We start from the raw sequence: 21,311 nt of genomic DNA, 5'->3' as shown, positions 1-21,311 counted from the left end.
CGTGGCGGTACCACGCCCCTGATCCTGTGCGTACGTGTGCGGATCTGGGGGGCATGATGATCGAGACCGGTGACAACGGACGCCTCTGGCTGCTTTCGGGGCGGTCGAGCAGCTACGCGCTGCATCTCACGGACCGCGATGAACTCCTCCACCTCCACTGGGGTCCCAGAATCACGGTCGCCGACGCGGAAGCCCTGGCCCGCGAGCCGCTGCCGCCCCACTGGCCCTTCGAGTCCCGCATGGACGGACGCGAGGAGTACCCGGTCGAGGGCGGACCCCGCTTCGTGCGCCCCGCGCTCTCGGTGCGCACCGGGCGGGCTCGCGGCACCGCCTGGGAATTCGTCGGCGCGGAGATCGCGGGGGACGAGCTGGGGGTGGGCTTCACCGACCCCGTGAACGGGCTCGCGCTCACCCTGCACTACCGGATGCGCGACGACTTCGACGTCGTCGAACGCCGGCTGACGGCGACCCACCAAGGGGCCGACGGATCAGTGGAGTTGCTGCGCGCGGATGCCGCGACCTGGACGTTGCCCGAACGCGACGGCTGGCGCCTGTCCCAGCTGCACGGCCGCTGGGCCGCCGAGTCCCGTCTCGTACGGGGCGGCCTCACGCCCGGCGAGAAGGTGCTCGGCAGCCGGCGCGGGCACACCGGGCACCAGCACCTGCCCTGGGTCGCGCTGGATGCCGAGGGCGCCGCGACCGAGGAGAGCGGCGAGGTGTACGGGTGCGCGCTCGCCTGGTCGGGGTCCTGGCGCATCGTCGTACAGCAGCTGCCCGGCGGCCGTGTCCAGATCAACGGCGGTGCGGGGTACGACGATGCGGGCCTGGTGCTGCTCGGGCCCGGCGAGACGTACGACTCGCCGGTGTTCGCCGGGCTGTGGAGCGCGGAGGGCTTCGGCGGGGCGAGCCGGGAGTGGCACAGCTGGCAGCTGGCCCATGTGGTCCCGCGATCCGGACAGCTGCGGCCGGTGCTCTACAACTCCTGGGAGGCCACCCGCTTCGACATCTCCGAGGACCAGCAGCGCACCCTCGCCCACCGGGCGGCCGGCCTCGGCGTGGAGCTGTTCGTCGTCGACGACGGCTGGTTCGGCGCCCGCACCCACGACGCCGCCGGACTCGGCGACTGGACTCCCAACCCGGCCCGATTCCCGGGTGGGTTGAGGCCACTGGCCGAGGAAGTGCACGGCCTGGGAATGCAGTTCGGCATCTGGGTGGAGCCGGAGATGGTCAACCCGGACAGTGAGCTGTACCGCGCCCATCCCGACTGGGTGCAGTTCCAGCCCGGCCGCGAACGCACCGAGTTCCGCAACCAGCTCGTGCTGAACCTGGCCCGCCAGGACGTACGCGAACACCTCTGGGGTCAGCTGGACGCCCTGCTCTCCAGCGTGCCCGTCGACTACGTCAAGTGGGACTTCAACCGCTGCTTCACGGATGCCGGCTGGCCGGGTGAGCCGTATCCGCAGCGGCTGTGGACCGCGCATGTGCACGCCTTCTACGACCTGCTCGACCGACTGCGCGCCGCTCACCCGCAGGTGGCCTTCGAGTCCTGTTCGGGCGGTGGCGGCCGCATCGACCTCGGGGTGCTCGCGCGCACCGACCAGGTGTGGACGTCCGACAACACCGACCCGCTGGACCGGCTCGCCATCCAGCACGGCTTCAGCCAGCTGCATCCGGCGCGGGTCATGGCCGCCTGGGTGACCGACAGTCCGAACACGCAACTCAACGGCCGCGTCAGCACCTTGAGGTTCCGCTTCGTGAGCGCGATGGCCGGGGTGCTCGGCATCGGCGGCGATCTGACCCGCTGGAGCCCCGCCGAACTCGCCGAGGCGCGCGACTGGGTGGCGCTCTACAAAGAGATCCGGCCCGTCGTGCAGCTCGGCGCCCAGTACCGGCTGCGGGCACCCGAGGGCGGCCTGAGCGCGGTGCAGTACACCCGGGGCGACGACACCGTGGTCCTGGCCTGGCTCCAGGCCCAGCACCACGGGGAGCCGCCGCCCGCCCTGCGGCTGCGCGGGCTGGATCCGGCCGCCTCCTACACGTGCCTGGAGACCGGGACCGCGCACAGCGGAGCCGTGCTGCTCCACCGGGGGCTCGCCACCGGCCTGCGCGGGGACCTGGACGCGACGGTCCTCCGGGTCCGCAGGAGGTAGCCGCCCGGCGCTCCGGCGGACATGGCGCGAAACCTCATTGCCCCCAACCCGACGTGCGTACAAGGGGGTTGACCGTTCCGCCCTGACCTCTTCACGGCTCCGTCACGCCGAGCTCACGCCTCCTCATAGTCGATAGAAAGCCTTTGCCTTGAGGCGCCTGTCAACCAGTGGGGCCTGTAGGTACGTTCGTGACTGCCCCCACTTCGCGTGGTGGCAGCATCCGAACGTCAATTTGTCATGCACACGACGTTTCTTCGCGTCCGGTCCGCCCCAGGACCGGACGATCCCCCCATGGAGGAAGAACCGTGCAACACATACGAACCCCCAGGTTCGGACAACGACGGGGCGGTGCATCGGCGCTGCTCTCCCTTCTCGCGCTCGTCACCGGCGGTCTGCTCGCCGCGGCTCCGTCCGCCACCGCGCAGCAGGCCGGCGATCCGGCGTCCAACGTGAAGCCGCTGTGCGCCTCGCAGTCCGCGGGCACCATGCACTGCCTCGCTCTCGAGCGCACGGACGTCAAGCAGCACAGAGGCATCACCGCCGACGCCGCCCCCTCCGGCCTCGGGCCCGCCGACCTCCAGAAGGCCTACAACCTTCCGGCCGACGGCGGTTCGGGCCAGACCGTGGCGATCGTGGACGCGCAGGACGACCCGAACGCCGAGCAGGACCTGGCGACCTACCGCTCGCAGTACGGGCTGCCCGCGTGCACCACCGCGAACGGCTGCTTCAAGAAGGTCGACCAGAACGGCGGCACCAACTACCCGACGGCGGACTCGGGTTGGGCCGGTGAGATCTCGCTCGACGTCGACATGGTCAGCGCGGTGTGCCCGCAGTGCCACATCCTGCTCGTCGAGGCGAACTCGGCGAACATGGACGACCTGGGTGCCGCGGTGAACCGCGCGGTGACCATGGGCGCCAAGTTCGTCTCCAACAGCTACGGCGGCAGCGAGGACGCCTCCGACACCACGGCCGACAGCCAGTACTTCAACCACCCGGGCGTCGCCATCACCGTCTCCTCCGGTGACAGCGGCTACGGCGTCGAGTACCCGGCCGCCTCCCCGTACGTCACGGCGGTCGGCGGCACCTCCCTGAAGCAGGACAGCAGCACGCGCGGCTGGTCCGAGTCGGTCTGGGGCACCAGCGCCGGCGGCGAGGGCGCGGGCTCCGGCTGCTCTGCGTACGACCCGAAGCCGTCCTGGCAGAAGGACTCCGGCTGCGCCAAGCGCGCGGTGGCGGACGTGTCCGCGGTCGCCGACCCGGCCACCGGCCTTGCGGTGTACGACAGTTACCAGGCCAACGGCTGGAACGTGTACGGCGGCACCAGCGCCTCCTCGCCGATCATCGCCGGCGTGTACGCCCTGGCCGGCGCCCCGGCCGGGGGCTCCACCCCGTCCTCCTTCCCCTACGCCCACACCGGGTCCCTGAACGACGTCACCTCAGGCGCCAACGGAAGCTGCAGCGACTACCTGTGCAAGGCGGGCGCGGGCTACGACGGTCCGACCGGCCTCGGCACCCCGAACGGCACGGCGGCCTTCACCGGCTGATCTCCCCCCCCCACCGAGGGGGCCGTCGCACCGCGGCGGCCCCCTTCGCCGTGTCCGGGGGGTGGATCAGGGCAGTGGGCGCACCGGCGACACCCGGCGGATGTGGACGAGCACGTCGAAGGCATCGGCGAGCGAGGCGACGCCGATGTACCCGGTCGCGTCCTGGGCCGGGTCGTAGACCCCGCTGATGACCCGTGCCTTCGCCGGGCCGTCCCACTGGCGGCGCACGTCCCCGGCCCGCAGGTCCAGCCAGTGGGCGGGCGCGTCCACCGCGCCGAGCCGCGCGTCGACCAGATCGGCGCCGGGCTCCGGGACGACGACGGACCCGAGGTCGCCGTGGTGGAAGCCGACGGCGACGGACACGTACCGCGACCCGAAGCGCTCGCGCAGCACGCTGCCGACACTGGCCCGGGGGCCGGCCTGCGGGGCCATGCCCAGGACCGTTCCGGCCGCCGCGGTGTGGGCGATGCCGTCCCAATAGACGACGCGCGCGCCGGTCCGGCGCCGGAAGTCCCCGATGACGTCCGACCACACCGCGGCCTCGCCCCCGTAGTCGCCCCGCCCGGCCACGCTGTGCTCGTGGAAGTCCACGATCAGCCGCAGCCGCGCCAGGACGTCGTCGTACCCGTCGGTGCGCGGCAGCGAGCGGACCAGCGCGAGCGCGTCCCGGGCGCGCTCGGCGAAGGGGCGCCCGGGGTGGGTGCCCCGGGCCCGCTGCACGTGTTCGTCGATGTCGTGGGCGGTGCGGACGGGGTCCAAGTGGGCTGCCACGGCGGCCAGTTGTCCGGGCGCCGAACTGCGCACATACCCGAGGACGGCGTCGTAGTCGTCCCGCCCGGCCTGAACGGGCTTGACTCCGAAGACCCGTACGGGATCGTCGGGGTGGTCCCGGTTGAAGGCGCGGATCCACTCCAGGGCGGCGACCGTCTCCTCGGTGCGCTGGGGCCGCCAGGCGCCGGCGAGCGCGTCGGCGGCCGAGCCCGCACCGCCGCGCACATAGCGGTCGAGCTCGGCGCCGGCCCCCGCGCCGTCCTGAAGGGCGAGCGCGCGGAAGCCGTGGTGCAGGACAAGGCGGCGCAGGAGCTGGTCCTGCACGCCGGAGACCTCCCGGGAGAAGCGGGTGGACCCTCCGATGCCGACGATCGTCGCCGCGCCGGCCACGCTCGCGGCGAGCTCGTCGAGTGCGGAGCCGGACAGCGGAACCCGGCTGGAAGCGGTGTCGTTGTTCATGCCGCCAACCCTCCGACCTGAAGCACGGTCGAGGTCAAGGGGTGAGTCCGCGACGCCTTCCACGGCGTCAACCATCCTGTCTCCAGGCCGAGTTGTGCGTTGCCGCCGCCCTATTCCCGAACTCGGAGAACTGACCGGGTGGTCTATATCACCCCCCGTCAACCCCTCCCTACGGTGGCGTAGGTCACTTGCCGAGGTGGAGGATAAGCACTCGTGGCAGACGATTCGAGATCATTCAGCAGCGGCACGTTCGGGTCGTACGCGGCGATCGGTGACAGCTTCACCGAGGGCGTCGGCGACCCCGGACCCGATGGGACGTTCGTCGGCTGGGCCGACCGGTTCGCCGTGCTCCTCGCGGACCAGCGGCCGGAGGGGACGTTCCGCTACGCCAACCTCGCCGTCCGGGGCAAGCTCCTCGACCAGATCGTCGAGGACCAGGTGCCCAGGGCCAAGGAGCTCGCTCCCGACCTGGTGAGCTTCTGTGCGGGCGGCAACGACATCATCCGCCCGGGTACGGACCCGGACGAGGTGGCCGAGCGGTTCGAGCGCGCCCTCGCCGATCTGAAACCGGCCGTCGGCACGGTCATGGTGACCACGGGCTTCGACACGCGGGGTGTCGCTCTGCTCCGCCATCTCCGGGGGAAGATCGCGACGTACAACGGGCATGTGCGGGCCATCGCGGACCGCTACGACTGCCCGGTGCTCGACCTCTGGTCGCTCAAGTCGGTTCAGGACCGGCGCGCCTGGGACGGCGACCGGCTGCACCTCTCCGCCGAGGGGCACACCCGGGTCGCGCTGCGCGCCGCCCAGGTGCTCGGCTTCGAGGTCCCGGCCGACCCGGACCAGCCGTGGCCCCCGCTGCCGCCGCGGGGCACCCTTGAGGTGCGGCGCGACGACATCCACTGGGCGCGCGAGTACCTCGTGCCGTGGATCGGGCGACGGCTGCGCGGCGAGTCGTCGGGCGACGCGGTCTCGGCCAAGCGCCCTGATCTGCTGCCTCTCTGACGGTCCGTCAGCACTGCTGCGGTGGGCGCCCGGGCCGCTGTGGTGCGGTGGGGGGCCTCGGTGTCAGCCGGCCAGTACCCTCGCCTCCACGGCCGGGTCGAGGCCGACCCGCGGGCGGTCGGCGCGCTGGGGCGCGGTGCCACCGATCGAGCGGAGCCAGGTCCAGGTGTCGGCGACCGTCTCCTCGACGGGACGGCACCGCAGTCCGGCTGCCAGCGCCTTCGTGACGGCGCTGCGGTGCATCGTGTCGTGCAGCTCGCCCGGCGGAATCCACACCGGAAGGTGCTGCCAGGGCTCGATCCCGGCGGCGAGGATCGGCTCGGGGCCGGTCCAGCGCGGCACCGCCCGGCCCCCGGTGACCCGTACGCAGGCGTCGAGGAGCGAGCCCATCGTGGCGTGACCCTCCGGACTGACGAGGGTGTACGGGCCGCCTAGTCCGGCCTCGGAGGCGTTCAGGATCCACTCCGCCAGGTCCCGGCAGTCGATGTATTGGATGCCCAGATCGCGCGGGCCCGGCGCCAGCATCTCGCCGCCACGCGCGGCCCGGCCCAGCCACCACGGCAGCCGGCCGATGTTCTCCCACGGTCCGAGGATCAGGCCCGCCCGCACCAACAGGGCTCCCTCCAGGCCGAATTCGCGTACCGCCGCCAGTTCGCCGCCGCGCTTGGCGCGGGGATAGTCCACCTCGCCCGACTCGTCGGGCGAGCCCGTCACCACCGGCGCGCTCTCGTCCGCGCCGGCCGGCGTCGGATGGGGGTGCACCGAGCGGCTCGACACGTACACGTAACGGCCCGCCCGCCCGGCCAGCAGCCGGGCCGTGTCCCGGACCGCGGCCGGCGCGTGCGACCAGGTGTCCACGACGACGTCCCACTCCCCGTCCGCGAGCGCCGCGAGGCCGCCGTCGGCGGTGCGGTCGCCGTGCAGCGTGCTCACCCCGGCCGGCGGCTCGTGCCGCCCCCGGTGGAAGACCGTCACCTCGTGGCCGCGTGCGAGCGCGGCCTGGGTCACGGCCCGCCCGACGAACTCCGTCCCGCCCAGCATCAGCACCCTCATGGCCATGACTCTGCCCCGCGCGGAGCCGTCGGGAAAGGCTGCTTGCTGTGGGCGTAATCGTCCGTCGGCGGGACCGGAACGCGCGGGCCGAGGCTACGGCCGGTAGAGCGCGCCGGGCCGGGGCGCGCCGGGTGCGAGCAGCTGAGGGACCGTCACGAAGGTGTATCCGCGCCGCTTCAGCTCGTCGATGATCCCGGGTACGGCGGGCACGGTGCCGTCGTAGATGTCGTGCAGCAGGATGATGCCGTCGCGTCCGGCCTGGTTCAGGATGCGCTCCTTGATCAGCGCGCTGTCGGTGGTGTCGTAGTCCTTGGCGGTGGCGCTCCACAGCACCTGGGAGAGTCCGAGCTCCTTGGTGACGGCCTTCACGTCGTTGTTGGTACGGCCCTGCGGCGGGCGCATCAGCGTGGGCTCATGGCCGGTGATGGCCTTGACCGCCTGCTGGGTGCGGTCGAGCTCCGAGCGGATCTCGCCCGGCTTCAGCTGGTCGAGACGGCGGTGCGTCCAGGTGTGGTTGGCGATCTCGTGTCCCTCGGCTGCCGCCCTGCGGACGGTCTCCGGGTAGGTGTCCACGTGCCTCTTGCCCAGGAGGAAGAAGGTGGCGTGCACCTTCTTCTCCGCGAGGATGTCCAGGAGCCGGGGCGTGTGCGGGCCCGGCCCCGCGTCGAAGGTCAGGGCGATGCACTTCGCCGTCGCGCAGTCCACCGCGCCTGGCGCGCCGGCTCCGGCCGCCTTCGCCACGCTGCCGGCGGGCGCCTGGCCGCGGGCCTCCTCGGGAGAGGTGGAGTCCTGGCCGCAGCCGGCCAGGGTCAGGGTCAGTGCGGCGACGGTGGACAGGCCCGCGGCGGCCCGCGTGCGTATGGAGCGTGCGGTGTTTTTGGGCATGGCGGTGCCCTCCCCGTCGGGTGTGTTCGTCGAGAGGTCCCCAGGTGGGGGCCCTCGTCGGACTATACGCGAGGTGTATACATCGAGTGCATAGCGGGGTGGCCGTGGGCTCTGCCCGGCCCGTGCGAACCGCTGGAGCGACGCAGGCGGTACCGGTGGCGCGCGCCGCCCCGGCCTCCCGGTGGGGCCGTGCGGTGCGCGACGGCCCCCGGGGGTGGGGTCAGCTGCCGTCCGGCCAGGGGTCGCCTGCGACGCGGGCGTGCAGGTGCTCGTCGTGCCAGCCGTCGGCGTGCAGCAGAGCGCTGCGCATCGTGCCCTCCAGGGCGAACCCGGCCCGCTGCGCCACCCGGCACGAGGCCGGGTTGCCCACGGAGTGCGTGAGCCTCAGCCGGTGCAGCCCGAGCTCATCCAGCGCCCACCGGCTGACCCGTACGGTGGCGTCGAGCGCGGCGCCTTCGCCACGGCCGGACGGGAGCAGCCAGTAGAGGAGCTCCGCGCTGCCGCCCCGGAGATCGAAGTCGCCCAGTCCCATCAGGCCCACGGCCCGGTCGTCCTCGCGCCGCGAGATCGCCCAGATCGCCGCTGCCTCCTCCGCCCAGCGCTGCCCCCATTGGGCGATCTTCCGGCGGGCCGTGGCCGGTGACAGCTGCTCGACGCGGTTCCAGCGCACGATCTCCGGATCCAGGCACGAGGCGACCAGCGTGTCCGCGTCGGTCTCCCGCCAGGGGCGCAGCTCACGGCCGCCGGGCAGGACGAAGGTCGGCTGCTGCTGCCGGGCCATGCGGCCCGCGGGCACCACGGGCGGTATCGGAGTGATCATCCCCGCATCATGGCAGGCGCCGCCGGGCGGCTCCCGGGAATCCGGGCGCCCGGATGGGCGTTCACCAGCCATGACGGCTATCGAGGTGTCCCAGGAAGCTCTGCTGAAGCTGGTCGGCGAGCAGGACGGCGGAGTGCTCGTCACCCTGAAACGGGACGGACGGCCCCAGCTCTCCAACGTGAACCACCACTACTACCCGGCGGAGGGCGTCATCAGGGTCTCCCTCACCGACGACCGGGCCAAGACCAGGAACCTGCGCCGCGACGCCCGCGCGAGCTACCACGTGACCAGCGACGACCGCTGGGCGTGGACGGTCGTGGAGGGTACGGCCGACCTCACCCCGGTCGCCGCCGACCCGCACGACGCGACGGTCGAGGAGCTGATCACCCTGTTCCGGGACGTCCGGGGCGAGCACGACGACTGGGACGACTACCGCGCGGCCATGGTCCGCGACCGGCGCCTCGTGCTGCGCCTGAGGGTGGAACGTGCGTACGGGCAGCCCCGGCGCGACGGGGCCTGAAGGCGGCCCTGCCGGTGCCGACGCGATGGGGCCCACCGGCGGGGACGGCGGACGCCGTTCCACCGTTGCCGGAGTGAAGACCCCCTCACCAGTACAGCCGTCCCCGCGGAAGTGCGCACGGGGCGGCCGCCCATAATGGAAACACCCCGAACCCCAGGAGGTGCCGTGACCGGCGCTGGTTCTCTGCTTCCCCTTCGCTCCAGACTCCGCGAGCTGCGGGCCGACGCGTTCGGCGCCGACCCAGCGGGGGAGCGGCTGGCGCGCATCCGCCGCTCGCCGAACTTCGCGGACGGCGTGTTCCAGAACCCCGAGGGCGCGCGGACCCGGCCGTCGGGCTCGACCCTGGAGTTCGCGAAGCAGTTCTTCGCCAAGGAGCAGCGCGCGCGCCGCGCCCCCACCGGCACCATCCCGGTCCACCCCACCACGCTCGCGGACATCGCGAAGCCGCCGGCCACCGGGCTGCGGATCACCTGGATGGGGCATTCCAGTGTGCTCGCCGAGATCGACGGGCGCCGGGTCCTCTTCGACCCGGTGTGGGGCGAGCGCTGCTCCCCCTTCGCCTTCGCGGGACCCAAGCGACTGCACCCCGTCCCGCTGCCGCTGGCCGCGCTCGGCCCGGTCGACGTCGTCGTCATCTCGCACGACCACTACGACCACCTCGACCTGCCCACCATCCGCGCCCTCGTCGGCACCGGCACGGTGTTCGCGGTGCCGCTCGGCGTCGGTGCCCATCTGGAGCACTGGGGCGTACCCGTGGAGCGGATCCACGAGCTGGACTGGAACGAGTCCGCGAAGGTCAACGGCATCACGCTCACCGCTACCCCGGCCCGCCACTTCTGCGGCCGCGGCCTGCGCAACCAGCAGCACACGCTCTGGGCGTCCTGGGTGGTGGCCGGGCCCGAGCACCGGATCTACCACAGCGGTGACACGGGTTACTTCGGCGGCTTCCGCGACATCGGGGCGGAGCACGGCCCGTTCGACGCGACGATGATCCAGATCGGGGCCTACTCCGAGTTCTGGCCCGACATCCACATGACCCCCGCCGAGGGCCTGCGCGCCCACCTCGACCTCCAGGGCGGCGCCCCGCACGGCGTGGTCATGCCGATCCACTGGGGCACCTTCAACCTCGCGCCGCACGCCTGGGCGGAGCCCGGCGAGTGGACGAAGGACGCCGCAGACGAGGCGGGCCAGACGGCGGCATTCCCCCGCCCCGGCGAGCCCTTCGAGCCCGCGGGAGCCGTCCCCGCCGACCCGTGGTGGCGCCCCCTCTCGGCCCCCCTCGCCCACCCGTGGCGCAGCCCCCGCGAAACGGCCGTCACCCCGCTCCCGGTGGGCGAGCTCGACCTGGCGGGCGAACGCTGACGATGACGGGCCCGTGCCGTGCGCCCGGCGTGGCCGGATTCCTGCGGTTCCGGCGCCAACTGCCGTGCGCGATCGCGTTCTTGACCCCGGCCGAGGTGCGTACCGTCGGCCAGGGCTGAGCGAACGCGGTGTCCAGCACCCCGTACCCCGACGTGTTCTGCTGAGGGACGGACGATGCGCCGCGCACGCGCGTGGGTGGTGGACCGGGCGGCCGAGCCGGTCGGTGGGGGCAGTGGGAGGGTGACGCGGTGACGGAACAACACGGTGCGCGACTGGTGGCCGATCTCGGCCGGGAGCTCGCGGCGGCGTCCTCGCACACGGGCGGCGCCCTGTGGCGGCTCGCCGAGAGCGGGCGTGATCTGGACGCCAACCTGCTGCGGCTGCCGCCCGGGCGCACCATCGACGAGCACACGGACCTCCGGCTCGACGTCCTGCTGGTCGTGCTCGAAGGCGGGGGTGAACTCCGTACGGAGTCGGGCACCCTGCCCCTGCGGCCGGTCACCGCGCTCTGGCTGCCCAAGGGTTCGCGCCGGGCACTCTCCAGCGGGGCCGACGGAATGGGCTACCTCTCCGTGCACCCGCGCAGGCCCGGGCTCACCATCGGGGCGCCGCCGCCTGCCGAGGGCGGCGAGAGCGCCTGTCTGCTCGGCCGGGTCTGCCCCGAATGCGGCCGCCTGGCCACGGAGCGCGCCGCCCGGTTCTGCTGGAGCTGCGGTTCGGCGCTGGAGGGGTGAGGCCGGGGCGCGGTGCCGCTCGTGATCCCGTCCGTCGTACGGCAGTTGGGGGCATCGGCCCTGCCCGGGCGGCTCAGCTGGTGCCGGTGCCGGTGCCGGTGCCGGTGCCGGTGCCGACGTCGGCGTCGGCGTCGGTGTCGGTGTCCGTGCCGGGCCGGGTGAGGGCGCGGCGGAGCCAGCGGGTGCGGGCGTCCAGCGCGTCCCGGCTGAGCGCCGCCCGGGGTGCGACGGTGTCGAAGCCGTGGAACGCGCCCGGCCACACGTGCAGTTCGGCCGCGCCGCCGGCTGCCCAGATCGCCTGGGCGTAGGCGACGCCCTCGTCCCGGAAGGTCTCTGCCGACCCGACGTCGATGTAGGCCGCTGGCAGCCCCGCCAGGTCCGTCGCGCGCGCGGGAGCCGCGTACGGCGAGAGGTCCGCGCTGCCGTACCGGGACCCCAACAGTGCTTGCCACGCTGTGGAGTTGGAGGTGCGGTCCCAGATGTCGACCGTCGCCGGCTGATGGCTGGAGAAGGTGTCGCCGCGATCGTCCAGCATCGGTGACAGGAGCAGCTGCCCGACCGGTACGGGCCCGCCCCGGTCGCGGGTGAGCAGCGCGAGCGCCGCGGCGAGCCCGCCGCCGGCGCTCTTGCCCGCGACGACGATCCGGCCCGCGTCGACGCCCAGCGCGTCGGCGTGCTCGGCCACCCACACGAGCCCGGCGTAGCAGGACTCCACCGGCACGGGATACCGCGCCCGCGGCGCCAGCGGGTACTCCACCGAGGCGACGGCCAACCCCAGGGGGAGGGCCCACTCGCGCAGCACCCGTGGCAGCACGGACCACGCGTTGCCCATGATCATGCCGCCACCGTGCAGGTAGTAGAGCAACGGCAGCGGCCCGACGGCTCCGGCGGGCCGCGCGCCGACCAGCGTGACACCGGGCCGGCCCGAGCGGCCCGGGACGCGTACCTCACGCACCTCGAAGCGCCCGTCGGCGCCGAGCTCGTCGGCCGTCGGCCGAGGCCGGGCGGCGGCATCGAGGCGCTGCCGCTCCGCGAGGTTCCCGGGGGTGACGGGCGCGGTCGCCGCGACCCCCAACGCCGCTCGCGCCAGGCTCAGTTCGGGATCGAGCGAGGGTGGGGCGGGAGCGGCCACCGGCACGTCCGGGCGGGGTGTGGGCGTGCGCGCTCGATCCATACCGCGCAGTCAATCACCACCGTCAATCACCACCGTCAATCACCACCGCGCAGTCCAGTATCCGGCGTCCGGGGCATCCGGTGCCGGGCGGGGCCCGGAGGCCGTCCTGCTGTCCTGCGTCTCGTGCCCGTGTCCTGCGTCCGGTCCCCGGCGGCGGGATGCTCGGGGCCGGACCGGCTGTGCGGGGCCTGGGGAACCCTCCGGCGAACGGTCTCGGCCCGAGTCGGCCGGAATCACGCTTCAAAGACGATTGTTTGACGCGATTCATAGGTCTGCTCAGTATGTTTCGCCGTATGCCCTTCACGCACCCGCGCCCGCCCGCCTCGCCGTTCACCCGCTTCCTCAAGTTCCTCGGGGTCAGCGTTCTGGCGGGCGGCATGGCCGCCGGGTTGGCGCTGCCGGTGGCTGGGGCGCTCGGCGTGGGGGCCAAGTCGGCCGCCGAGAGCTTCAACAACCTGCCCGACGTGTTCAAGACACCCCCGCTCTCCCAGGCGTCCCAGATATACGACGCCGACGGTGGCCTCATCGCCACCGTCTACGACCGGGACCGCACCGTCATACCCGGTGAGCAGATCGCCCCGGTGATGCGCAAAGCGCTGGTCGACATCGAGGACAACCGCTTCTACCAGCACGGGGCCGTGGACCTCCAGGGCGTCCTGCGCGCCCTGAACAAGAACGCGGCCAGCGGCGCCGTGTCCCAGGGTGCCTCCACCCTGACCCAGCAGTATGTGAAGAACGTCTTCGTCGAGCAGGCGGGCAGTGACCAGAAAGCGGTGCTCGAAGCCCAGCGGCAGACCATAGGACGCAAGATCCAGGAGCTGCGCTACGCGATCGAGCTGGAGCAGACGCTGCCCAAGGACCAGATCCTCACCAACTACCTGAACATCACGTTCTTCGGCGAGCAGGCCTACGGCATCGAAGCGGCCGCCGAGCGCTATTTCAGCGTGCACGCCAAGGACCTCACCCTGCCCCAGGCCGCCCTCCTCGCCGGGCTCGTCCAGTCGCCGTCCATGTACGACCCGGTGACCAACGCCCGCCTGGCCAAGCAGCGCCGTGACACGGTCCTGAACAAGATGGCCCAGTACGGTTCGATCACCGCGGCCCAGGCGCGGCAGGCCATCGCCGTACCGATCAGGCTCAAGGTGAGCAAGCCCCGCCAGGGCTGCATCACCGCCCAGCACGGCGAGGGCTTCTTCTGCGACTACGTACACAAGATCGTCCTTACCGACCCGGCCTTCGGCAGGACCGCGACCGACCGGCGGGCGCTGTGGAGCAGGGGCGGACTCCAGATCCACACCACCCTGTCGCCCAAGGCGCAGAACGCCCTGCAGGATTCGGTCACCTCGCACGCGTACACCACGGACGACGCCGCCGCCGTGATGAGCCTCGTCCAGCCCGGCACCGGCAAGATCGTCGCGATGGGGCAGAGCCGCGACTACGGCCTGGGCGATCACCAGACCGAGATCAACCTCAACGTCGGCACGAAGATGGGCGGCGGCCTGGGCTTCCCGACCGGTTCCACGTTCAAGCCGATCGTGGCGGCGGCGGCCCTGGAGAAGGGCACCAGCCCCGGCCAGCAGTACCCGGCGCCCTACTCCATGCCCTGGCCGGCAATGTCCGACTGCGCCGGCAACACCTACCCGGAGAACGGCGAGGTCCACAACGACAGCCAGTCCCTGACCGGGCCCTTCGCCATGCCGGACGCCATGGCCCAGTCGGTCAACACCTACTTCGCCCAGCTGGAGGCCGACACCGGCCTGTGCGACGTGTCGAAGATGGCCAACGCGCTCGGCATCACGGCCCAGGCGGGCGGCACCAAGCTGCAAGTGGTGCCGTCGCTCACGCTGGGCAGCAACGACCTGACCCCGCTGGAGATGGCCAATGTGTACGCGACCTTCGCCAACCACGGCACGTACTGCACCCCGGTCGCGATCAGCGCGGTGACCAAGCCGGACGGCGGGAGCGTCGCCGTGCCGCAGGCGGACTGCCACCAGGTGATGTCCGCGGAGACCGCCGACACCGTGACCACCATGCTGCTCGGCGTCGTGCAGGACGGCACCGGCAAGCCGGCCGGGCTCACCGACCGCGACAGCGCGGGCAAGACCGGAACCACCGACGAGAGCAAGCAGGTCTGGTTCGCCGGATACACGCCCGAACTGGCCGGCGCCGCCGTCGTCAGTGACACCCGCAGCCCGCACGACCTCGACGGCCAGAGCATCGGCGGCAACACCGTCGGCCAGGCGTTCGGCGGCACCCTCGCCGGGCCCGTCTGGCGCGACTCCATCGAGGGCGCGCTCGACGGACAGCCCGCCGGAACGCTCACCACGACCGCCCTGCCCGGGCCCGGCTCCAGCGACTGAGCCCGGCCCGGCACGGGTAACGGGCGCCGCGCCGCCCGGAACTATCGGTCTGTCGTACGAGGCGTCATACCAGAGCGGGACGCTGTGCGGGGAAGTTTGCCAACTGCGCACCGAGGGTGATGGATTGAACACTACGGTGAGTGGTCGACGATCAAAGTGGGCCGTACAAAAGCCGAGTTGGGCCCGCCGCAGTGACCCCCCTGAGACCCCACGCACCGAGGACGCCGATGTCTCACCTCCGCGCACCCGCAGCGCGGCCGGACCGCCGCGAGGGCGGGCGGCACGGCCGCAACACCACCCGGCCGCAGCAGCCCGCCGTCGACGCCGGACGCCCCGCCCCGGGCCGGGCGGCTACGCCCCCAGGGCCGCGCCCGGCACCCGAATCCCGCATACGTCCGCAGCTGGTGCGCGCCGCCGTGCTGCCCGCCACCGTTGCGGTGCTGTGCGGAGCGGCCGCCGTCGCCTTCACCCTGCACTCCACCGGCCGGCACCCCTCCATGGGCCTGTGGGCCATGCTCGCGGGATTCGCCGTGCTCGCCCTCGCCGCTCTGGTCGCGGCCGGGATCGGCGCGGACCGCGCGGCCAAGACCGTGCTCGGCCGCGCCAACGGGCTGCGCCGCGGCAGCGCCCGCTCCGCCGCGGACCTCCGTACGGTCGTGGACGCGCTGCGCCGTGGCGAGGGGCCGCCGACACGCAGGGCTCCGGCCCAACTGCCGCCAGGAGCGGACGAGTTCGAACTGCTGGCGCACGAACTGACCCGTTCCCACGACGCGGCCGTGGTCGCCGTGGTGCAGGCCTCCCAGCTCTCCAGCAGCGTCGGCAACGAACAGAAGGTCGAGGTGTTCGTCAACCTCGCCCGCAGGCTGCAGTCCCTCGTCCACCGGGAGATCCAGCTCCTGGACGAGCTGGAGAACGAGGTCGAGGACCCCGAACTGCTCAAGGGCCTCTTCCACGTCGACCACCTCGCCACCCGCATCCGCCGGCACGCCGAGAACCTCGCCGTGCTCGGCGGCGCCATCTCGCGGCGCCAGTGGTCGCACCCGGTCACCATGACCGAGGTCCTGCGGTCCTCGATCGCCGAGGTCGAGCAGTACCCCCGCGTCAAACTCGTCCCGCCGATCGACGGAACGCTGCGCGGCCACGCCGTCGCCGACGTCATCCACCTCCTCGCCGAACTCGTCGAGAACGCGACGGTGTTCTCCGCCCCGCACACCCAAGTCCTGCTGCGCGCACAGTTCGTGACGGCGGGTCTGGCCGTCGAGGTCGAGGACCGCGGCCTCGGCATGCCGGTCACCGAGCAGAACAAGATGAACGCGCTGCTCTCCGACCCCGACCAGGTCAACGTCGCCCACCTGCTGCAGGACGGCCGCATCGGACTGTTCGTGGTCTCCGCGCTCGCCCGCAGGCACGGTATCGCGGTACGCCTGCAGACCAACATCTACGGCGGTGTCCAGGCCGTACTGGTGCTGCCGCAGGGCCTGTTGGGTGCCGAGTCCGGAGGCCTCAACCAGCAGGAGCACCCCCAGCAGGAGTCGGCGCACGAACCCGAGCGCGAGAGCACCGGCCGGAACCAGGTGGTCCAGGCCCCCGCCGAGGCCGCCCGGCCCGCCGAGGCGACCGCCCCCCTCCCGGCCCCGATGTCCGCACCCGCGCTCACTCCGGCCCACCGGGAACCCGTACACCCCGAACCCGTACGGCACGAACCCCCAGTGACCCAGCCCGTACACCAGGAATCCCCGCGGCCCCAGCCCGTACACCAGGAGCCCGCACACCAGGAGCCCGCGCACCGCGAGCCCCGGCACGCGGACCCGCTGCGAGCGGAGCACGGGCATCAAGTGCGGCCCGCTGTCGACCTGTTGCCCCCTCCTCGGCCCTATCTCACCGAGCCGACCACGGCAGGGCGCGGCAACGGCCCGCTACCGGTGCGCGGGGCGCTCGACGAGCGGCCCAACCCGGCCGCGGCGACCCCCGGCATCCAGCACGGCACCACCGCCGAGCCCGCCGAACCGCGTCTGACCGGCGCGCCCCGGGAGCGGAACGGAGCCGTGCGCGGCACCATGGGCCGCCCCGACCTGCCCCGGCGGCGCAGCCAGGAACACCTCGTACCCCAGTTGCGAGACGCCCCCGTACCCCGCAGGAGCGAGGAACACGCCCTGCACGACCCGGGGTTGATGGCGGCGTTCCAGCGGGGCATCGGACTCGCCGAGGCACAGCAGAGCCACGCAGCACAGTCGACCCACACCTCCCCCCAGGCGCTCCAGTCGGACACTGACGCCGAACACTCCAAGGAGTAGATGCACCATGGCGAGCGATGCGCCGACCGGACACGTCTCGGACCTCGACTGGCTGCTGAGCGGACTGGTCCAGCGGGTCCCCTACACCCGCAACGCGGTTCTGCTCTCCTCCGACGGTCTGGTGAAATCCGTCCACGGTCTGGACACCGACAGCGCCGACCACATGGCGGCCCTCGCCTCCGGCCTGTACTCGCTCGGCCGCAGCGCCGGAGCGCGCTTCGGCGACGGGGGCGAGGTGCGGCAGGTCGTGGTGGAGCTGGACTCCACCCTGCTCTTCGTGTCCACGGCCGGCTCGGGCACCTGTCTCGCGGTCCTCGCCGGCCGGGAGGCCGACGCGGCGGTCCTCGGCTACGAGATGGCCATGCTGGTCAAGAGCGTACGGCCGTATCTGGTGACCCCGGCCAGGCAGGGCGCCGGAACCCCCAGCGGTCTGAGGAGCTGACCGTGGCGGCCCCGCAGGACGGGCCCTGGCTCGACGACGCGGCCGGACGGCTGATCCGGCCCTACACGGTGAGCAACGGCCGAACCCGGCCGAGCGCGACACTGGACCTCCTCTCCCAGGTCATGGCCACCGGCACCGTGCCCCAGACCCACCTGGGCCCCGAACACTCGCAGGCACTCGGCCTGTGCAAGGGGCCCACCTCGGTGGCGGAGATCTCGGCGCACTTACGGCTGCCGGCCGTCGTCACCAAAGTGCTCCTGTCCGACCTCGTGGACTGCGGGGCGGTGACCGCACGGGCTCCCCGCCTCTCCCACACACCCACCGACCGATCTCTGCTGGAGGCAGTGCTCGATGGCCTACGACGACGCCTTTGACGCCCTGCCCGCCAGGGATGCCCGGGACCTGTTCCCGACCGCGCTGAAGATCCTCGTCGCGGGTGGGTTCGGGGTCGGCAAGACGACCTTTGTCGGAGCGGTCAGCGAGATCGAACCGCTCTCCACCGAGGAGCTCCTCACCACGGTCAGCGCGGCCCACGACAGCCTCGAAGGCATCGAGTCCAAGACCACCACCACGGTCGCCATGGACTTCGGCCGCATCACGCTCGACGACCAGAACGTGCTCTACCTGTTCGGCACGCCGGGACAGGAGCGCTTCTGGTTCATGTGGGACGAGCTGTCCGAGGGGGCGCTCGGTGCGGTGATCCTCGCCGACACCCGGCGGCTCGACGAATGCTTCTGTGCCGTCGACTTCTTCGAGCGGCGGGGCATCGGATTCCTCGTCGCCGTCAATGAGTTCGACGGCTCCTACCGCTACGACCCGGAGGAGGTGCGGGCGGCCATAGACCTCAAGCCCGAGGTCCCCGTCGTACTCTGCGACGCCCGCATCGGCAGCTCCGGCATCCGCACGCTGGTCACCCTGGTCCAGCACCTGCTCGCCACCATCCCGGCAGCCACCAGCCCTGGAGCCTGACTATGACGTACGACCCGACCGGACACCTGCTCCTCACCCCCGTGGACCGCGAGGCGCCGGTCCGCGTCCAGCGGCTGCGCCAACTGGGCATGGGGGAGCGGCCCGACCCGGCCTTCGACGAGTTCGCGCACAAGCTCGCCGAGGTGACCGGGGCGCCCTTCTCGATGGTCAACTTCATCGACGAGAACCAGCAGTTCTTCGCCGGCCTGCACACCCCCGACGGCGCCCACACCGGCTCGGACCTGAACGCGGCGGCGGTCTCCGGCGGGGTCAGCCGGATCATGGCGCGCGACCACGGGTACTGCCCGCACGTCGTGGTCCGCCGCAAGGCGCTCGTCCTGGAGGACGTGTGCGACTACCCGCGGTTCGCCGGCAATCCCGTGGTGGACGAGATCGGAATCCGCTCCTACCTCGGGGCGCCGCTCATCGACCGCACCGGCATCGCACTCGGCACGATCTGCGTGGTGGACACCGAACCCCGGCCCTGGGGCAGGGCCGGTCTGGAGACGATCAAGTCGATGGCGGCGGAGCTCATCGAGCAGATCCACCGGCGCGAGGACGGCCGGTTCTGAGCCGTCCTCGCGCCGGCGTGCGCGTCAGTGGGCCGTGGCCAGTTCCTGCATGCGCAGCAGATCGGAGAGCCGCTGCGACCACTGGCCCTTCGCCGTGCCCAACGCCACCTCGGCCAGCCGCAGGAGCTGTACGTCGGAGGTGCCGGCCGGGGCGAAGATGTGGTGGGCGTCGCGCAGATACCGCTCGATGGGGCGGTCGGTGAACAGACCGGCCGCCGCATGGATCTCCATGGCGTTGCGTGCGGAGTCGAGCGCCGACTCCACGTTGACGACCTTGGCGTTCATGAGCTCGGCGTCGCACGGCAGCCCCTGATCCAGCAGCTGGACCGCGTGGTAGGCGACGAGCCGGGCCGTCATCACCCGGGACTGGAGCTGTCCCAACTTGATTTTGATGTTGGGGAGTTCGTACAGCGGCTTGCCGTAGCGGATGCGTTCGGCGCAGAACCTGGTGGTCTCTTCAAGGATCGCCTGATGAATGCCGAGCGACACGGCGGTGAGGTTGGCCCGCCCGTACAGGACGCTGGAGGAGTACGCGACGGCCAGGCCGTCCCCCTCCTCGCCGAGCCGGTTGGCCGCCGGGACACGGCAGTTGTCGAAGCGGACCTCTCCGAAGCTGAAGCCGTGCAGCCCCATCGCCTCGCGGTGCTCGCCCAGGGAGAACCCGGGGCGGTCGGACTCGACGAGGAAGGCCGAGAGGCCCCTGGAGCCCGGTCCGGTGCGCAGGACCACACCATGGAGATCGCCCACATGGCTGTTGCCCACATAGACTTTTCGGCCATTGAGTAGGTAATCGTCACCGTCGCGGACCGCGCTCGCGGCCATGCCCAGCACATGACCGCCCGACTCGGGCTCGGTGACCGCGATCGTCGGCAGGCACTCGCCCGCGGCGACGGCCGGCAGCCAGCTCTTCTTCTGGTCCTCGTTCCCGAAGTGCACGATCTTGGCGACGCCGAGCTGGGAGGCCTGCACCATGGCCCCCATCGCGCCGCTCACCCGGGACAGCTCCTCGATGATGATGGTCTTGCCGAGGTGCCCCACGCCCATCCCGCCATAAGCGGGGCTGACGGTCGCCCCTATCCAGCCCTGCCGGGCGATGAGCCGCGACAGCTCGTGCTGGACGGTGCGGGCCGCCTCCATCTCGGCTATCCGCGGTCGTACCTCACGTTCCGCGAAGTGCCTGACGTCTTCCCTGAGTTGTTGGTGCAGCCGGCTGTTGAAGTATCCGTCCATCCCGCAGCCCTCCTCCGCGAAACGCCTGCCGCGGGTGGTCCCGGCAGGTGGTGCATCGGCAGTGATCCCGTCCCGAAGAGGCCGACCTCCTCATGCTGTGAAGCGACTTCGACTCTTGCACCTTCCTCTGTCAACTATGGCCAGAATAAGGCGAGTTGACGTTTGGATGGCGATGTGTTGTGTGTGCCCCGGCCTGTTCGGTCCCAGTCGATTGCATCCCCTTCACACAACTTTCTGCCACATGACAACGGCAAAGGTTTCGTGGGCAAGTGGCACTGAGGGCCAGGAAGCGGAACCAGATGAGCACGGTCATGACATCTGAGGACAGCTGCAGAACCGATTTGGCTTCGACTTCGACGGAATATGTCGTCGTTTCACGCGTGTGGGTGATGGTGCGCTTCCCCCGCCACCCCGCCGACCAGCACTTTCGGCCGCCTGGGGTGGCGTTGGGTGGCGGACCGGACGGTCGTGTCGGGGGGCGGTGCCGGGGGAGCGGGCGCGGCCCCACCACGACCGGAACGCGCACGGCCTCATGCCTCACGCTGCTGACCTTGGCATTCTCCCTACCTCTCGCGTGTTGCGGAACCCGGAAGCCGTCGGCGGAGCGCGCTGCTCCGGGCGGTGGCGCGCCGGACGTCGCCTCGCGCGGCCGGCCGGTGCGGTGGAGGACGGTCGCGACGGGCCGCCCTGCGTGATCGGCAACTACCGACTCCCGTACGGCAGTCGACGCCCTTGGCAAGAGCAGGCGGGGCCATTTCCTCGCGGCGGTCGTTGTGCCCGCGGAGGGCGCGTTGGGGTGCGGGGTGGCGTGAACGGTGCGTTGCAGTGGTGCGGGGCGCAGGGGGGAGCGCGCGATGCGGAATCGACCGCCCGATGGGCGGGGCCCCACCCGTGCCGCAGCCGCCCGGACCAGCAGCGATGGAATCCGGCCAGGGCTGCGCGGGCGGGACAGGTGGTTGCCCTGGGA

Annotated in this window: 18 protein-coding genes; 12 read left to right on the top strand and 6 right to left on the bottom strand. The window is 72.0% G+C overall.

Annotation, left to right across the window (positions count from 1 at the left end; translation table 11 throughout):
* Positions 1-56 precede the first annotated feature (56 nt).
* Complete coding sequence (locus tag IE267_RS17145; RefSeq protein ID WP_189764034.1) at positions 57-2,150, top strand: alpha-galactosidase; 2,094 nt, start codon at positions 57-59, stop codon at positions 2,148-2,150.
* A gap of 305 nt (positions 2,151-2,455) precedes the next feature.
* Positions 2,456-3,694: a S53 family peptidase gene (locus tag IE267_RS17140; RefSeq protein WP_189763818.1), complete on the top strand. Its 1,239-nt coding sequence runs from the start codon at positions 2,456-2,458 to the stop codon at positions 3,692-3,694.
* Between the two features lie 66 nt (positions 3,695-3,760).
* On the opposite strand, the gene IE267_RS17135 is transcribed toward IE267_RS17140, so the two are convergent.
* Positions 3,761-4,924 (bottom strand): erythromycin esterase family protein, encoded by a 1,164-nt coding sequence (locus tag IE267_RS17135; protein ID WP_229861278.1) that lies wholly within the window; start codon positions 4,922-4,924, stop codon positions 3,761-3,763.
* Positions 4,925-5,137: 213 nt separating this feature from the next.
* Between IE267_RS17135 and IE267_RS17130 the strand changes: the two genes are divergently transcribed.
* Positions 5,138-5,929 (top strand): SGNH/GDSL hydrolase family protein, encoded by a 792-nt coding sequence (locus IE267_RS17130; RefSeq protein WP_167152215.1) that lies wholly within the window; start codon positions 5,138-5,140, stop codon positions 5,927-5,929.
* A 63-nt stretch (positions 5,930-5,992) separates the two neighbouring features.
* Here the strand turns inward: IE267_RS17130 and IE267_RS17125 are convergent, their stop codons facing one another.
* The 3 genes from IE267_RS17125 to IE267_RS17115 all read right to left on the bottom strand — a co-directional run bounded on the left by IE267_RS17125 (position 5,993) and on the right by IE267_RS17115 (position 8,687).
* The gene (locus IE267_RS17125; RefSeq protein WP_189763816.1) at positions 5,993-6,982 is read right to left on the bottom strand and encodes an NAD-dependent epimerase/dehydratase family protein; all 990 of its coding nucleotides are present in this window, start codon (positions 6,980-6,982) and stop codon (positions 5,993-5,995) included.
* Positions 6,983-7,075: 93 nt separating this feature from the next.
* On the bottom strand, positions 7,076-7,867 hold the full coding sequence (locus tag IE267_RS17120; RefSeq protein WP_167152213.1) for a polysaccharide deacetylase family protein: 792 nt from the start codon (positions 7,865-7,867) through the stop codon (positions 7,076-7,078).
* A gap of 220 nt (positions 7,868-8,087) precedes the next feature.
* Complete coding sequence (locus tag IE267_RS17115) at positions 8,088-8,687, bottom strand: GNAT family N-acetyltransferase (RefSeq protein WP_189763815.1); 600 nt, start codon at positions 8,685-8,687, stop codon at positions 8,088-8,090.
* Positions 8,688-8,757: 70 nt separating this feature from the next.
* On the opposite strand from IE267_RS17115, the gene IE267_RS17110 reads away from it, so the two are divergent.
* From IE267_RS17110 to IE267_RS17100, 3 genes are all read left to right on the top strand, one after another.
* A complete protein-coding gene (locus tag IE267_RS17110; RefSeq protein WP_167152208.1) occupies positions 8,758-9,207 on the top strand; it encodes a TIGR03618 family F420-dependent PPOX class oxidoreductase in 450 nt (149 codons plus the stop codon).
* Between the two features lie 165 nt (positions 9,208-9,372).
* Positions 9,373-10,569: an MBL fold metallo-hydrolase gene (locus IE267_RS17105; protein ID WP_189763814.1), complete on the top strand. Its 1,197-nt coding sequence runs from the start codon at positions 9,373-9,375 to the stop codon at positions 10,567-10,569.
* 248 nt (positions 10,570-10,817) lie between these two features.
* Positions 10,818-11,303: a hypothetical protein gene (locus IE267_RS17100; protein WP_189763813.1), complete on the top strand. Its 486-nt coding sequence runs from the start codon at positions 10,818-10,820 to the stop codon at positions 11,301-11,303.
* Positions 11,304-11,376: 73 nt separating this feature from the next.
* Here the strand turns inward: IE267_RS17100 and IE267_RS17095 are convergent, their stop codons facing one another.
* Positions 11,377-12,477 (bottom strand): alpha/beta hydrolase, encoded by a 1,101-nt coding sequence (locus IE267_RS17095; protein ID WP_189763812.1) that lies wholly within the window; start codon positions 12,475-12,477, stop codon positions 11,377-11,379.
* Positions 12,478-12,770: 293 nt separating this feature from the next.
* Between IE267_RS17095 and IE267_RS17090 the strand changes: the two genes are divergently transcribed.
* From IE267_RS17090 to IE267_RS17065, 6 genes are all read left to right on the top strand, one after another.
* Positions 12,771-14,837, top strand: coding sequence for a transglycosylase domain-containing protein (locus IE267_RS17090; protein ID WP_161248101.1), 2,067 nt, complete (start codon positions 12,771-12,773; stop codon positions 14,835-14,837).
* A gap of 227 nt (positions 14,838-15,064) precedes the next feature.
* Entirely contained in the window at positions 15,065-17,131 is a 2,067-nt protein-coding gene (locus IE267_RS17085; RefSeq protein ID WP_189763811.1) for a sensor histidine kinase, read from the top strand.
* 7 nt (positions 17,132-17,138) lie between these two features.
* On the top strand, positions 17,139-17,573 hold the full coding sequence (locus IE267_RS17080; RefSeq protein ID WP_053730984.1) for a roadblock/LC7 domain-containing protein: 435 nt from the start codon (positions 17,139-17,141) through the stop codon (positions 17,571-17,573).
* Positions 17,574-17,575: 2 nt separating this feature from the next.
* A complete protein-coding gene (locus IE267_RS17075; protein WP_161248097.1) occupies positions 17,576-17,947 on the top strand; it encodes a DUF742 domain-containing protein in 372 nt (123 codons plus the stop codon).
* Positions 17,925-18,542, top strand: a complete 618-nt coding sequence (locus IE267_RS17070; protein ID WP_161248095.1) for a GTP-binding protein — start codon at positions 17,925-17,927, stop codon at positions 18,540-18,542. Before IE267_RS17075 ends, IE267_RS17070 begins: the two co-directional genes overlap by 23 nt.
* Before the next feature lie 2 nt (positions 18,543-18,544).
* Positions 18,545-19,114, top strand: a complete 570-nt coding sequence (locus IE267_RS17065; RefSeq protein WP_161248093.1) for a GAF domain-containing protein — start codon at positions 18,545-18,547, stop codon at positions 19,112-19,114.
* Positions 19,115-19,138: 24 nt separating this feature from the next.
* On the opposite strand, the gene IE267_RS17060 is transcribed toward IE267_RS17065, so the two are convergent.
* On the bottom strand, positions 19,139-20,344 hold the full coding sequence (locus IE267_RS17060; RefSeq protein ID WP_161248091.1) for an acyl-CoA dehydrogenase family protein: 1,206 nt from the start codon (positions 20,342-20,344) through the stop codon (positions 19,139-19,141).
* Between the last annotated feature and the right edge of the window lie 967 nt (positions 20,345-21,311).

Source organism: Streptomyces xanthochromogenes, from assembly GCF_014650455.1.
GTDB lineage: Bacteria > Actinomycetota > Actinomycetes > Streptomycetales > Streptomycetaceae > Streptomyces > Streptomyces xanthochromogenes.
Note: the sequence above shows the minus strand (reverse complement) of the source record. Positions and strands in the feature narration are given on the sequence as shown.